The organism is Nocardia sp. NPDC003482 (genome assembly GCF_053588115.1).
The window spans coordinates 194,098-207,137 of the sequence record NZ_JBSFPI010000007.1 but is presented as its reverse complement, the minus strand read 5'-3'; the positions used below and the strand labels follow the sequence as shown (position 1 = coordinate 207,137).

Sequence of the window (13,040 nt, the reverse complement as noted above, 5' to 3'; positions counted from 1 at the left end):
CTCGCCTCGGTCCACCCGGACGCGCTTCTCACCGAGGCAGAACCCTACCGGGGTGAACCCGACATTCGGGGGCAATCCACGCCGACGGATCACATCGGGGGCCGAACTTTCCTGGGAACATCCACAGGTTTCGCGCCTACAGTGGGAGGAAACCTCGCTGAACAGGATTGCCGCCGTGAAGATCTCGAGCCCCGGGCGTTCCGCCCTCCCGATCCTGGCCGCCGGTCTGCTCGCCGCCGGTGTCGTGTCGGCGCCGCTGGCCGCGGCCGGATCCGATTCCAGCGCCGCGCCCAGCGCGGGCGGCTCCGGCTGGTCGACCGGCCACGACGGGACGCTGCACCGCCCCGATCCCGCGCCCCGGGACGACGCGCCCGAGACCCGGTACTTCGTCGACTGCGCCCAGGTCATCGCCGAGGGCCGCGCCCCGCTGCTGGCCGGGCAGCCCGGCTACGACCGGCGGTTGGACTCCGACGGCGACGGCGTGGCCTGCACGGCCGCCGACCACTAGGCCGACGCGGCCCGGTCCGCCTCGAAGCGCAGCACGGTCGCGCCGATGCGCAGCACGTCGCCGTCGGAAAGCATGGTGCCGCTCTCGATCTGGTAGTCGTTGACGTAGATTCCGTTGGCGGAGTGCAGGTCCCGGATCAGCAGGCCCGCGCGGCCGGACTGGATGTGCGCGTGATAGCGGCTGACCTTCGGGTCGTCGAGCACCAGATCGTTGTCGGTCATGCGGCCGATCGTCAAGCCGCCCTTGGGAATCGGGACCGTCCGGCCGTCCGGCAGTCGCAGCAGCCCGCCGCGCGCCTTGCGCGGCACCTCGGTGACGGTCTCGGTCATGGCCTTGGCGAGGCGTTCGGCGGCGGTGATCTCGCCCAGATCGAGCGTCTCCTGGCGCAGCACCCGCTGCTCGAGCTGGATCAGCGCCGGGCCCGGATCGATGCCGAGTTCGTCGGCGAGCACCGCGCGCACCCGGCGGCACGCCTCCAGCGCGTCGGCCTGACGGCCGGAGAGGTACAGCGCCGTGATGAGCTGCGCCCACAGCGGTTCGCGCAGGGGGTGGGCGTTGGTCATGGCCAGCAGTTCGCCGATCACCGAAGCCGGTCGGCCGCAAGCGATCTCGGCGTCGATGCGGGCGGAGGCGGCGAGCAGCCATTCCTCGTCCATGGCGGTGGCGAAGCTGTCGGCGAACTGCAGCCCGGCCAGATCGCCGAGGGCCTTGCCGCTCCACTGTTCGAGCGCGGTGCCGTACAGCCGGGCCGCGCGTTCGTGCGCACCGGCCGCGGCGGCCTCCGCGCCCGCGCGCCGGGCCGCCTCGAACCGGCCCAGATCGCACGCCTCGTCGGGGATGTCGAGGCGGTAGCCGGACGCCTCGGTGCGCAGCACCTCCGCCGGATCCACGCCCGAATTGCGCAGCGCCTTGCGGATATTGGAGACGAACACCTGGAGGCTGGCCGAATACGCGTCGGGCGGTTGCTCGTTCCACACCAGATCGGCCAGCGCCTGCGAGGCCACCGCGCGACGGCGGTTCACGGTGAGCGAGGCCAGCAGGGCCCGCGGTTTGGGACCGCCGACCGCCACCGGCACGCCGTCGACGAGCAAACGCACCGGGCCGAGCACCCGGATGTCCACGACGCCAGTCATATGTCCACGAAATCAGTCGTTGCGCGCGGCGGCAAGGCGAGGGCGACGCGGCCGGCGCCGAGACCGGCCGCTGCCCGGTTCACGAAACTACTTCGCGCTGACGGACTTGCCCGCCGACCTCAGGTCGTTGCACGCCTCGACCACGCGCGCGGCCATATTGGTCTCGGCCTTCTTCAGGTAGCTGCGCGGGTCGTAGACCTTCTTGTTGCCGACCTCGCCGTCGATCTTCAGCACGCCGTCGTAATTGCTGAACATGTGCGCGGCGATCGGGCGGGTGAACGCGTACTGGGTGTCGGTGTCGACGTTCATCTTCACCACGCCGTAGCGCAGCGAATCCTCGATCTCCGACTTCAGCGAGCCCGAACCGCCGTGGAAGACGAAATCGAACGGCTTGGCGCCGTCGCCGAGGCCGAGCTTGGCCGCGGCCACCCGCTGTCCCTCGGCGAGCACCTCCGGGCGCAGCTTCACATTGCCCGGCTTGTACACACCGTGCACGTTGCCGAAGGTGGCGGCGAGCAGGTACTTGCCGTTCTCGCCCGCGCCCAGCGCGTCGAGGGTCTTCTCGAAGTCCTCGGGCGAGGTGTAGAGCTTGTCGTTGATGGCGTTCTCGACGCCGTCCTCCTCGCCGCCGACCACGCCGATCTCGACCTCGAGGATGATGTTCGCCGCGGCGGTCTGCTTCAGCAGTTCCTTCGCGATCTCGAGGTTCTCGTCGATCGGGATCGCCGAACCGTCCCACATATGGGACTGGAACAGCGGCTGCTGCCCGGCCTTGACACGTTCCTGCGAGATGGCCAGCAGCGGACGCACGAAACCGTCCAGCTTGTCCTTGGGGCAGTGGTCGGTGTGCAGCGCGATGGTGACGTCGTACTTCGCGGCCACCACGTGCGCGAACTCCGCGAGCGCGACCGCGCCGGTCACCATGTCCTTGACGCCCTGGCCCGAGCCGAATTCCGCTCCGCCCGTGGAGAATTGGATGATCCCGTCGCTGCCCGCCTCGGCGAAGCCGCGGATCGCCGCATTGATCGTCTCCGACGACGTGCAGTTGATCGCCGGGAAGGCGAAGGAGTTCTCTTTGGCCCGACCGAGCATCTCGGCGTAGACCTCCGGAGTCGCGATGGGCACAGCAGTGACCTCCGTATCGGCGATGAACGTTCTGTCAGGTCATACCCTAATTTCCGGGGGGCACCGGGGGAAACCCCGCCCCGGCGAAGGGCGTGCCGGGGACAGGGGTTCGGCGGGGCGGCCGGGGAACAGGGGGTCGGTGGGCGCGGGGGACAAGGGTCGTGGGGCGCCGGGGACAGGGGGCGTGCCGTAGTGGGGACAGGCGGGAGGGCCGGAAAACCTGTGAGCTTGCCCTGAGGTTCTGTGCGATAGCGGGGTCACCGGTACTGTGGTGCCCGTGACCTTGCTGGCCATATCTGATGCTGTCGCGAGTAGCTCCGGAATCAAAGCGCTGCTCGATCCCATGCACCTGTTGACGGAGACATGGCTGAAAAACGCCGTGCTCCCGGCCATTCTGGTCATCGTCTTCATCGAGACGGGTCTGCTGTTCCCGATCCTGCCGGGCGACTCGCTGCTGTTCACCGGTGGCATGCTGGCCGCGTACACCCATCCGCCGGTATCGATCTGGGTGCTGGTGCCCGCGGTGGCGGTCACCGCGGTGGCGGGTGACCAGTGCGCGTACTGGATCGGGCGGGCCATCGGTCCGGCGCTGTTCCATCGGGAGGACGGGCGTTTCTTCAAACAGCGCTACGTCACCGAGACGCACGCCTTCTTCGAGAAGTACGGGCCGAAGACGATCATCCTGGGCCGGTTCGTGCCGGTCGTGCGCACCTTCATGCCGGTGCTCGCGGGTGTGTCGCGGATGGACTACCGCAAGTTCGTCACCTTCGACATCATCGGCGGCGTGCTGTGGGGCGGCGGGGTGACCGTGCTCGGCTACTTCCTCGGCAACGTGGGCTTCATCCGCGATCACGTCGAGGCGATCTTCCTGCTCATCGTGTTCGTCTCGATCCTGCCGGGCATCATCTCGGTGGTGCAGAAGCTGCGCAACCACGAGCCGGTCCTCGACGCCGAGGCCGAACCGGTCGCGACGAACGAACCCACGCGCTGACGGATTGCCCACCATGCCGCTACCCCTCGCACTGGGCGAACTGGATTCGCTGCAGTCCGCCGGGCCGGTGCTCGTCTGGACCGTCGTCCTCGTCTTCGTGTTCCTCGAGTGCGCCCTGATCATCGGCCTGTTCCTGCCCGGCGATTCGATGTTGCTGACCGCCGGAATCGTGCTGGCCTCGCACGCGACCGGCCACACCCAGGTCTGGGCGCTGGCCGTCGCGACCATGGTCGCGGCGATCGCCGGTAATCAGGTCGGTTACGTGATCGGGCATCGCACCGGTCATCGCCTGGTGGCCCGGAAGAACGGGCGCTACATCAACACCCGCAACCTGGAGAAGGTCAGCGATCTGCTGCACCGGCACGGATTCCTCGCCGTACTGGTCGCGCGCTGGATCCCGTGGGTGCGCACGCTGTGCCCGCTGGTGGCCGGGGCCGCGCGGATGGACCATCGCCGGTACACCGTGGCCAGTTCCATCGGCGCGGTGATCTGGGCGCCGGTGCTGCTGCTGATCGGCTTCTACGCGGGCGGGTTCCTGCGGCGGGTGTCGTGGCTGCTGCCCACGGTCATCGGCACGCTGGTGGTGGCGCTGGTCGCCGGGACGATCATCGGGATTCGGCAGTATCGGGTCGAGATGTCGCGTCCCGCGGAGGATTTCGAGGTCGACGACGTGACCCAGCCGCTGCCGGTCGCCGTCCGGCACGCGCACGAATTCCGGGTGCGCAACCGCTGGATCCAGACCCCGGACTGACGGCGGGCCTCAGAGCCCGGCGGCCGTCACCAGATGCGCGGCCTCCATCAACATCCAGCCCGACAGCTGCACCGACAGATCGCGCTCGGGAACGCGGGACGAGGTGACCGAGCCGCCCACGGTGAACACGCCCGCGCCCGCGCTGCCGGTGGGCAGCCGGGCGGGTTCGGCCCAGTTGTGGCCGAACAGCGGTTCGCCCTCGACGTCGAGACGATGCTCCCAGGCCGCGCGGGCGGAGCATTTGACGATCATGGCCGCGGCACGGCGGGCCGCGGCCTGTTCGGGTTCGTCGCCGGGCAGCATCACCGCGACGAGCGCGAGGTAGCGGATCAGGATGCCGTTGAACAGGCCGCCGTCCCCGCCCCCGCCGCCGGAGACGATGCCGCGTACGGTCATTCGGTCCTCCACCGCGCGCAGCAGCCGCCGCACCCGCTCGACATGCTGGACATCGCCGGTGTGCACGGCCAATTCGGTCTCGAGCCCGAGCACCACGCCCTGGCAGTAGCTGTACACCGGCCGTTCGAGTTCGCCGCCGGGTAGGTGGACGCCGTCGAGGATCAGGGCGGTCTCCGGATCGCGCAGCGTCTTGTCCAGCCAGTCGGCCAGTTCGGCGGCGCGGTCGTAGTGGCCGAGCCGGGCCAGCACGATCGCGGCCGGGCCGTTGGCGGGGGCGTTGAAGAAGTCCGACGCCTTGCGCCACGGCAGCGCCCCGAATCGCTCATCCCAGCCGGAGACCAGTTCCTTCTCCAGTGCCAGCAGCCCGCCGCGCAGTTCGGTGAGGCCCTGGGTGCGTTCGGCGCGCTCCAAAGCCAGTGCGAGCCAAGCCATATCGTCGTAGTAGTTGTTGGTCCAGCCGTCGAGATTGCGGAGCCGGTGGGTGCGCGCGAGCGTGGCGATGCGGTCGCGGCGCTGCGGGGTGGGGGCGCGGTTCGCGGCGTCGATCGCGCAGTCGATCAGATGCGCCTGCCACCAGTAGTGCCAGGTCGCGAAGACCCGTTCGGGGCGGGTCGGGGGCCAGCCCACCACGCCGAGTTCGGTGCCGGGCAGCCCCCACAGCCGGCGCAGGTGCCGGGACACGATCGCGGATTCGGCCTTGTCGGCTCGCTCTGCCCACACCTCGGCCGTGGGTTCGGCATGATCGCTCCGCGAAATCATGGCTCAATGGTGCCAGGCCATTTCTCGACTCGCCGCCGATTTGTTATCCGTATGTGTCACACCCGCGATTTTCCCGCTCGATTCAGGCGTGACCCCAGTTCACGGCATCGTTTCCGAAAGGCTTCGGGGTGCTCTATCACGAAGTCGGCGTCGAGAAAGGTGAGATTGAGGACGAGCCATTCGAAGGAATCGACCCATGTGGTAATCGAACAGCGATCGGGGCCGAGCGGCATCACGACGCACTCCTGAAATTTCAGCGCGTCGAGCACGGCGGCCGCGGGCGCGCCGACGGTGACGACCGCCCGATGCCGGGGCGCGGTCTGCTCGGCGTGCAGATAGGCCGCCGCCGATTCCGCGGGCAGCGGGCGCGGCGGGAAAGTCGTTCCGCCGCTGGACAATTCGGTGATGCGGTCGATGCGGAACGCGCGCCAATCCGCGCGATCGCGATCCCAGGCCAGCAGATACCACCGCAGATGCCGATACACCTGCCGATACGGCTCGACCCGGCGACGGCTGGTCGCGCCGGAACGCGCGGTGTAGGTGAAGCTCACGTGCTCGTGCCGGGTCGCCGCCGACGCCAGCCGGGCCAGCAGGTCGGGATCGATGGGCGGGACGGTGGTCGCGGCCGCCTCGAGGGTGGTGCGCAGCGCGGTCGCCTCGGCGCGCAGGCGTTTCGGCAGCAGCTGGTCGATCTTGCCGTAGGCGCGTTCGGCCGCGCCGCCGAGGCCCGCGTCCTGCGCGGCGGCCAGCATTCCCAGTCCGACGACCGTGGCGACCGCCTCGTCGTCGTCGAAGACCATGGGCGGCAACGTGGTTCCGGCGGCGAGCCGGTAGTACCCGCCGGGGCCCGGCTGGGTGGTCACCGGATAGCCGTAGGCGCGCAGCCGCTCGACATCGCGGCGCACGGTGCGCGGGCTGGTGCCCAGGCGGTCGGCCAGCTCGGCGCCGGTGAAGCGGCGGCCGGTCTGGAGCGAGGCCAGCAGTTCGAGCATGCGGCGGGTGACATCGGGCACGTCTGCCATTGTCGTCGAATCGCGGTCGGAATCCGGCCACATCTGCTCGTAGCGTCGAGATCATGACTGCGATCGACGAGACGACCTCCCGGAACGCCGCGGTGCGGGCCGCCGCGAGCGGGGCGACGATCCGAATCCGGGGCGCACGCACCAACAATCTGCGCGGGGTGGATATCGACATCCCGCGCGGACGGCTGGTGGTCTTCGCCGGGGTGTCCGGGTCGGGGAAGTCCTCGCTGGTGTTCGACACCATCGCGGCGGAGGCGGGGTATCAGGTCAACGAGACGTTCCCCCCGTTCGTGCGCAACCGCCTGCCGCGGTGGGAACGGCCGGAGGTGGAGCTGATCGAGGGGTTGTCGCCGGTGGTCGTGATCGATCAGCGACGGCTGGGCGGCAACGCGCGCTCGACGGTGGGCACGATCACCGACGCGTACACCTATCTGCGCCTGCTGTTCTCGCGGATCGGCGAACCGTACGTCGGCGAATCGAACCACTTCTCGTTCAACGATCCCGCCGGAATGTGCCCGACGTGCGGCGGGCTCGGCGAGACCCTCACCACCGACGACGACAGCCTGGTCGATCTCGATCGGACGCTGCCCGACGGCGCGATCCGGCTGCCGGGCTTCGCGCCGGGCAAGTACTGGCTGGAACGCTACCTCGGCCACGACCGGTTCGACACCCGGAAACCGTTGCGCGAGTGGCCCGCCCACGAACGGGAGGCCCTGTTGCGCGGGGGCGCGGCGGCCCGGCGGCTGGGCCTGCCCGCGGACTACGAGAGCGTGGTCGAGCTGTTCGAACGCGTCTACCTGCACACCTCCGACACCCTCTCGGACCGCAAACAGGCCGTGCTGGAACGGTTCACCCGCTCGGGGACGTGCCCGGACTGTCACGGCGAACGACTCGAACCGGCGGCGCGATCGGCGCGGGTGCTCGACCACACGATCGGCGAGATGAGCCGACTCGAGGTGAGCGAACTCGCGGAAGTCGTCGCGCGCGTGCGGGATTCCCGCGTCGAGCCCGTGGTCTCCGCGCTGCGCGACAAGCTGACCGCCCTGACCGCGATCGGGCTCGGCTACCTGTCGCTGGCGCGGCCGACGACCACGCTGTCGGGCGGCGAATCGCAGCGCATCAAGACCGTGCGGCATCTGGGCAGCAGCCTGATCGAGATGCTCTACATCTTCGACGAGCCGACGGTGGGGCTGCATCCGCACGATGTCGCCGCCACCGTCGAACTGCTGAAGTCGTTGCGCGACAAGGGCAATACGGTGCTGGTCGTGGAGCACGACCCGGACGTGCTGCGGGCGGCGGATCACATCGTGGAGGTCGGCCCGGCGGCCGGGGCGGCGGGCGGCCGGATCGTCTACGAGGGCGCGTTCGACGGCCTGACCACCGCCGACACGCCGACCGGGCGAGCGCTGCGCTCCCGCCGCGCCGAACGCTCGCCGCGGCGGCCGACCGGGCGGCTGCGGGTATCCGATGCCACCCGCAACAATCTGCGCGGGGTGAGCGTGGACGTCCCGGCCGGGGTGCTGACCGTGCTGACCGGCGTGGCGGGATCGGGGAAGTCGAGCCTGGCGGCCGAACTGGTGGCGCGGCATCCGGCCACGGTCGTGGATCAGCGGCCGGTGTCGACCAATCGGCGGTCCACGCCGCTCACCTACTCCGGCGTGGCCCCGGCCATCCGGAAGCTGTTCGCGCGCACCAACTCCGTGAGCGACGGGCTGTTCAGCGCGAACTCCGCGGGCGCGTGCCCGGTGTGCAAGGGCGTCGGGGTGATCTACACCGATCTGGCGTTCATGGACGGTCAGGAGACGATCTGCGAGGCGTGCGGCGGGCGGCGCTTCACCCCCGAGGTGCTCGGCTACACCGTCGACGGCCTGAGCATCGCCGACGTCGACGACCTGACCATCGCCGAGGCGGTGTCGCGGCTGCCCGATCCGGCCGTCGCGCGGGCGCTGCGCCGGCTCGACGAGGTGGGCCTGGGGTATCTGCGGCTGGGGCAGTCGCTGACCAGCCTGTCCGGCGGCGAATGTCAGCGGTTGAAGATCGCCAAGGAGCTGGCCCGCTCCGACGGTCACCGGCTCTACGTCCTCGACGAACCCACCACCGGCCTGCATCTGTCCGATATCGACACGCTGCTCGGCGTGCTGGACGCGCTTGTGGCACAGGGCAATACGCTCGTGGTCATCGAACACGACCTGGACGTCATCCGCGCCGCCGACCGGGTGATCGACCTCGGCCCCGGGCCGGGGCGGCGCGGCGGGCGGATCATGTTCGAGGGCACCCCGGCCCAGCTCGCGCGGCGGGACTCGCCGACCGGCCGGGCGCTGCGAGCGGCTACCAGGACGTCGTGAGATCCGCGTGCTGCCGGATCCAGGCGTGCATCGCGATACCCGCGGCCACCCCGGCGTTGATGCTGCGGGTGGAACCGAACTGGGCGATCGAAACGGTCATCACCGCCGCCTGTTTCGCGTCGTCGGTGACGCCCGGCCCCTCCTGACCGAACAGCAGCAGGCAGTTGCGGGGCAGGCGGGCGCTCTCCAGCGGGACCGAGCCGGGCACGTTGTCGACCGCGACCACCATGAGCTCCTCGCGCTCGGCGAACGCCGACAGTCCGGCCATGTCGGCGTGATGCTCGATGCGCTGATAGCGGTCGGTGACCATGGCGCCCCGGCGATTCCAGCGGCGTCGCCCGACGATGTGCACCGCGGCCGCCGCGAACGCGTTCGCCGTCCGCACGACCGTGCCGATATTGGCGTCGTGCCCGAAGTTCTCGATGGCCACGTGGAACGGGTGCCGACGACGATCGATGTCCGCGACGATCGCCTCCCGCCGCCAGTAGCGGTAGGCGTCGACGACATTGCGGCGGTCGCCGTGCGCGAGCAGATCGGGATCCAGCCGCGGATCGTCCGGCGGCGGGGTGCCGAACTCGTCGCGCCACGGGCCCACGCCGTGCGGATGTTCACCCCATTCGGTCGGCCCGGCTGCCCGGTCCTCCGGCTCGGGCACGCCGGGTCGCGACGGCAGGGGCTGGGCATGACTCACGGGCGTCATCGTAGCGGCGGGCTAGGCTCGGGCCCGGGGTGTGGCTGGCCCCACCACCGATCCGGTGGGCGGCTCCCTCGTGCGCGGGCCGCCCCGCGACCAGCATGGAACCATGACCGAGACCTACGCCGAACCCACCGCCGCGCTCGCGGCCGCCGAACCCGCGCCCGCCCGGCGCGCGGCCCGGGCCTTCCTGCGCGCGCCGATCGAGGTGCGGACCTGGAAGGAACTGGCGTACCTGCTCGTGGCCGCGGTGCTCGGCGGGGTCGCCATGCTCTTTCTGCTGGTGGGGTATCCGCTGGCGGCCGTGGCCTCGATCTTCCTGCTGGGCACGCCGCTGGCGGTGCTGCTGCTGAGCGGGCGGGTGTGGGGCCGGGTGTATCGCGCGCTCGGGGCGACGCTGCTGGACACGCCGATGCCCGCCCCGCCGCCGTTCGCCCCGAAACCCGGTCTGCTGGGCTGGTTCCGCGCGGTCGTCACCGATCTCACCTCGTGGCGGGCGTTGGCGTTCCTGGTCGCGGAGGTCGCGCTCGGTTTCTTCGGCGGCTACTTCGTGCTGGTGGCCATCGCCATGACGGTGTTCACCGCGATCTCGCCGATCCCGTGGGTGCTGTTCCGCCCGATCAACGTCGACGACCAAGGGCGCGAACACCATTCGCTGGCGCAGTTCGGCGACTACTACATCGACACCTGGCCGCGCGTGCTCGGCCTGGCCGCCGTCGGGGTGATCGGCTGTTTCCTGCTGCCGTGGCTGATCCGGGGCGTGTGCGCGCTGCACCGGCTGCTCGCGCTGGCGCTGCTGACCCCGACCGGCCGCGACCGCCGCCTGACCGAACTCCAGGAGAGCCGCCGCGCCGCCGTCGACGACTCCGCGGCCACCCTGCGGCGGCTCGAGCGGGATCTGCACGACGGCACCCAGGCGCGGCTGGTCACCATCGCCATGACGCTGGGCCGCGCCGAGGAGCGGCTCGCCGCGGGCGGCGACGCCACCGATCTGATCGCCGACGCCCGCACCAGCTCCAAGGAGGCGCTCACCGAACTGCGCGAACTCGTGCGCGGAATCCATCCGCCCGCACTGGAACTCGGCCTGGAACCCGCGCTGGAGACCCTCGCCGCGCGCTGCGCGGTGCCGGTCGAACTGCGGGTGCACCTGCCGGTCCGGCCCACGCCCGCGATCGAGGCCATCGCCTACTTCTCGGTGGCCGAACTGCTCACCAATGTCGTCAAACACGCCGGGGCCGATCGGGCCTGGGTCACGGTGCCGCCCGCGGGCGCCGACGAGCTGGCGATCACCGTGCGCGACAACGGCCGCGGCGGCGTCCTCCAGCCGACCGCGCCGAGCGGGGAAACGGTTGTGGCAGGCGGACTCTCGGGCCTCGCCGCGCGCGCCCGCGCGGTCGACGGCGCGCTGACCGTGGACAGTCCGGTGGGCGGCCCGACCGTCGTCACCCTCGTGCTGCCGCTGGCCGGACCGCGATGACGGCCCCGCTGCGGATCGTGATCGCCGAGGACAGCGCGATCCTGCGGGACGGGCTCGCGAGCCTGCTCGTCGAGCGCGGGCACGAGGTGGTGGCGATGGTCGGCGACGCCACCCGGCTGAGCGAGGTCGTCGCCGCGCACGGGCCGGACGTGGCCGTGGTCGACGTGCGGATGCCGCCCTCGTTCACCGACGAGGGCCTGCTCGCGGCCATCGAGCTGCGGCGCAAGTTCCCCGGCACCGGGGTGCTGGTGTTCTCGCAGTGGGTCGAGACCCGGTACGCCACCGAACTGCTCGCGAGCGGGGCGAGCGGCGTCGGCTATCTGCTCAAGGACCGGGTCGCCGATGTCCGCGACTTCGTCGACGCGTTGCACCGGGTCGCCACCGGCGGCACGGCCCTCGATCCGGAGGTGGTGAGTCAATTGATGGGCGCCGCACGGCAGCAGGATTCGCTGACCCGGCTGACCCCGCGCGAACGCGAGGTGCTCGAGTTGATGGCGCAGGGCCTGTCCAACGCCGCGATCGCGCGGGCGCTGACCGTCACCGAGCGGGCGGTCGAGAAGCACATCGGCAATATCTTCCTGAAGCTGGAGCTGCCGCCCTCGGATATGCATCACCGCAGGGTGCTGGCGGTGCTGAGGCTCAAGTCCTGAACACCGTCCGTCCCGCGGCCTATCCTGGAATACCGGGCTCGAGGGGCGGCGGACATGGACCACGCGCGCATACTTCGCACCGTGCTCGGCGTGACCGCCGGGTACCTGATCCTCCTCGGCCTCTGGCTGGGCTGGATCGTGCGGCACACGCCGCCGGGCACGCTGCCGTTCCAGCTGATCGCGCTGGTCGGCATGTTCGGCTCCTGCGCCGGGCTGGGAATGCTGCTGGCGCAACGGCCTTCGCGCGCCGACCGCCGCCTGCTGCGGCACGGACTGGAGGGCTGGGCGACCATCGAGGCCGTGCATCCGCTGGCGCCCACCGATCATCACACCGAACTGGCCGAACTCGACCTGAGCCTGACCGTACCCGGATCCGAACCCTACCGGGGCACCATCGTCTTCGACGTGGCCCCGATCGACCGGCCCAGAATCGTTGTGGGCGAGACGATCTCGATCCGCGTCGACCCGGCCGACCGCGACCGCATCATGCTCTGCCTGTAGTCCCGGCGTGCGCGCGCGGATCGGTGAGCAGGTACTGGGCCGCGGCGTAGGTCGCCAGCACGGCGCCCTCGCTCACCCGGCGCGCCCGCTCGCCGCGGGCGAACAGGCGGCGCAGGACGATCGTCCCGTCCGAGACGGTGAACAGCAGTGCGCCCAGACCGAGCCGACTGCGGGGATCGCGACCCGGAACAGCCGTTCCCGCAACGACTTTCGCCCCGGGAGCCAGCGCCGGATCCGAGGCCAGCACCGCCGCCGCGCCCAGCGTGAGGCCGTAGGCCGACAGCGGCACAACCAGATTCGGGGCCTTCGCCCGCAACAGCGCCGCCGCGCCCAGCCACGCCGCCAGTCGCGGCCCGAGCACCGCTCCGCGCGGGCGCGCCCCGCGCCGCCACCACAGCGCCGCGTACCCGGTCTGCGCGACCGCGAAAGACGATGCGCCCGCGACCAATCGACGATCGTCGTCGGGATCGATGAGCAGGACGTCGCCGATCGTGGCGGCAGCCAGCGAACCGAGCAGCAGCCCGCGGTCGGCCGGGGCGAGCCCGCGGCCGCCGTGCAGCGCGTCGGCGGCCAGCAGCGGCATCAGCAGCGGCTTGGCCGCCCACTGCCACCGGTCCCGGCCGGCGACCGCACCGGCGACGGTGACCGCCGCGGCGGCGACGTAGGCGGCGCGGAAGGGACGGGGCAT

General features: G+C 70.8%; 13 protein-coding genes. 7 read left to right on the top strand and 6 right to left on the bottom strand.

Going from position 1 to position 13,040, the window contains the following annotated elements; translation table 11 throughout:
- The first annotated feature begins 175 nt into the window (after positions 1 to 175).
- Positions 176 to 508, top strand: a complete 333-nt coding sequence (locus ACWDSJ_RS13325; protein WP_387369287.1) for an excalibur calcium-binding domain-containing protein — start codon at positions 176 to 178, stop codon at positions 506 to 508.
- Here ACWDSJ_RS13325 and ACWDSJ_RS13320 read toward each other — a convergent pair.
- Both ACWDSJ_RS13320 and fbaA read right to left on the bottom strand, forming a co-directional pair.
- The gene (locus tag ACWDSJ_RS13320) at positions 505 to 1,641 is read right to left on the bottom strand and encodes a BTAD domain-containing putative transcriptional regulator (RefSeq protein ID WP_387369285.1); all 1,137 of its coding nucleotides are present in this window, start codon (positions 1,639 to 1,641) and stop codon (positions 505 to 507) included. The genes ACWDSJ_RS13325 and ACWDSJ_RS13320 overlap by 4 nt on opposite strands.
- An 87-nt stretch (positions 1,642 to 1,728) precedes the next feature.
- Positions 1,729 to 2,766: a class II fructose-bisphosphate aldolase gene (gene fbaA, locus ACWDSJ_RS13315; protein ID WP_387369283.1), complete on the bottom strand. Its 1,038-nt coding sequence runs from the start codon at positions 2,764 to 2,766 to the stop codon at positions 1,729 to 1,731.
- Positions 2,767 to 3,058: 292 nt separating this feature from the next.
- Between fbaA and ACWDSJ_RS13310 the strand changes: the two genes are divergently transcribed.
- Together ACWDSJ_RS13310 and ACWDSJ_RS13305 are read left to right on the top strand one after the other, a co-directional pair.
- Positions 3,059 to 3,757 (top strand): DedA family protein, encoded by a 699-nt coding sequence (locus ACWDSJ_RS13310; protein WP_450031970.1) that lies wholly within the window; start codon positions 3,059 to 3,061, stop codon positions 3,755 to 3,757.
- A gap of 13 nt (positions 3,758 to 3,770) precedes the next feature.
- The gene (locus ACWDSJ_RS13305) at positions 3,771 to 4,508 is read left to right on the top strand and encodes a DedA family protein (RefSeq protein ID WP_387369281.1); all 738 of its coding nucleotides are present in this window, start codon (positions 3,771 to 3,773) and stop codon (positions 4,506 to 4,508) included.
- 9 nt (positions 4,509 to 4,517) lie between these two features.
- Here the strand turns inward: ACWDSJ_RS13305 and ACWDSJ_RS13300 are convergent, their stop codons facing one another.
- Positions 4,518 to 5,663 carry a glycoside hydrolase family 76 protein gene (locus ACWDSJ_RS13300; RefSeq protein ID WP_450031820.1) on the bottom strand — a complete coding sequence of 382 codons (1,146 nt, stop codon included), beginning with the start codon at positions 5,661 to 5,663 and terminating at the stop codon, positions 4,518 to 4,520.
- Positions 5,664 to 5,719: 56 nt separating this feature from the next.
- Positions 5,720 to 6,676 carry a helix-turn-helix transcriptional regulator gene (locus tag ACWDSJ_RS13295; RefSeq protein WP_450031818.1) on the bottom strand — a complete coding sequence of 319 codons (957 nt, stop codon included), beginning with the start codon at positions 6,674 to 6,676 and terminating at the stop codon, positions 5,720 to 5,722.
- 62 nt (positions 6,677 to 6,738) lie between these two features.
- Between ACWDSJ_RS13295 and ACWDSJ_RS13290 the strand changes: the two genes are divergently transcribed.
- A complete protein-coding gene (locus ACWDSJ_RS13290) occupies positions 6,739 to 9,030 on the top strand; it encodes an ATP-binding cassette domain-containing protein (RefSeq protein WP_450031816.1) in 2,292 nt (763 codons plus the stop codon).
- Here the strand turns inward: ACWDSJ_RS13290 and ACWDSJ_RS13285 are convergent.
- Complete coding sequence (locus ACWDSJ_RS13285; protein WP_450031814.1) at positions 9,014 to 9,730, bottom strand: TrmH family RNA methyltransferase; 717 nt, start codon at positions 9,728 to 9,730, stop codon at positions 9,014 to 9,016. The two genes, ACWDSJ_RS13290 and ACWDSJ_RS13285, sit on opposite strands and share 17 nt — an antisense overlap.
- Positions 9,731 to 9,833: 103 nt before the next feature.
- Between ACWDSJ_RS13285 and ACWDSJ_RS13280 the strand changes: the two genes are divergently transcribed.
- From ACWDSJ_RS13280 to ACWDSJ_RS13270, 3 genes are read left to right on the top strand one after another with little or no spacing between them, the layout of a single operon-like run.
- A complete protein-coding gene (locus tag ACWDSJ_RS13280; RefSeq protein ID WP_450031812.1) occupies positions 9,834 to 11,201 on the top strand; it encodes a sensor histidine kinase in 1,368 nt (455 codons plus the stop codon).
- Positions 11,198 to 11,851 carry a LuxR C-terminal-related transcriptional regulator gene (locus tag ACWDSJ_RS13275; RefSeq protein ID WP_450031810.1) on the top strand — a complete coding sequence of 218 codons (654 nt, stop codon included), beginning with the start codon at positions 11,198 to 11,200 and terminating at the stop codon, positions 11,849 to 11,851. The genes ACWDSJ_RS13280 and ACWDSJ_RS13275 overlap by 4 nt, the downstream gene beginning before the upstream one ends.
- 54 nt (positions 11,852 to 11,905) lie before the next feature.
- A complete protein-coding gene (locus tag ACWDSJ_RS13270) occupies positions 11,906 to 12,352 on the top strand; it encodes a hypothetical protein (protein WP_387369267.1) in 447 nt (148 codons plus the stop codon).
- Here ACWDSJ_RS13270 and ACWDSJ_RS13265 read toward each other — a convergent pair.
- Positions 12,336 to 13,040 (bottom strand): lysoplasmalogenase, encoded by a 705-nt coding sequence (locus tag ACWDSJ_RS13265; RefSeq protein WP_450031808.1) that lies wholly within the window; start codon positions 13,038 to 13,040, stop codon positions 12,336 to 12,338. The two genes, ACWDSJ_RS13270 and ACWDSJ_RS13265, sit on opposite strands and share 17 nt — an antisense overlap.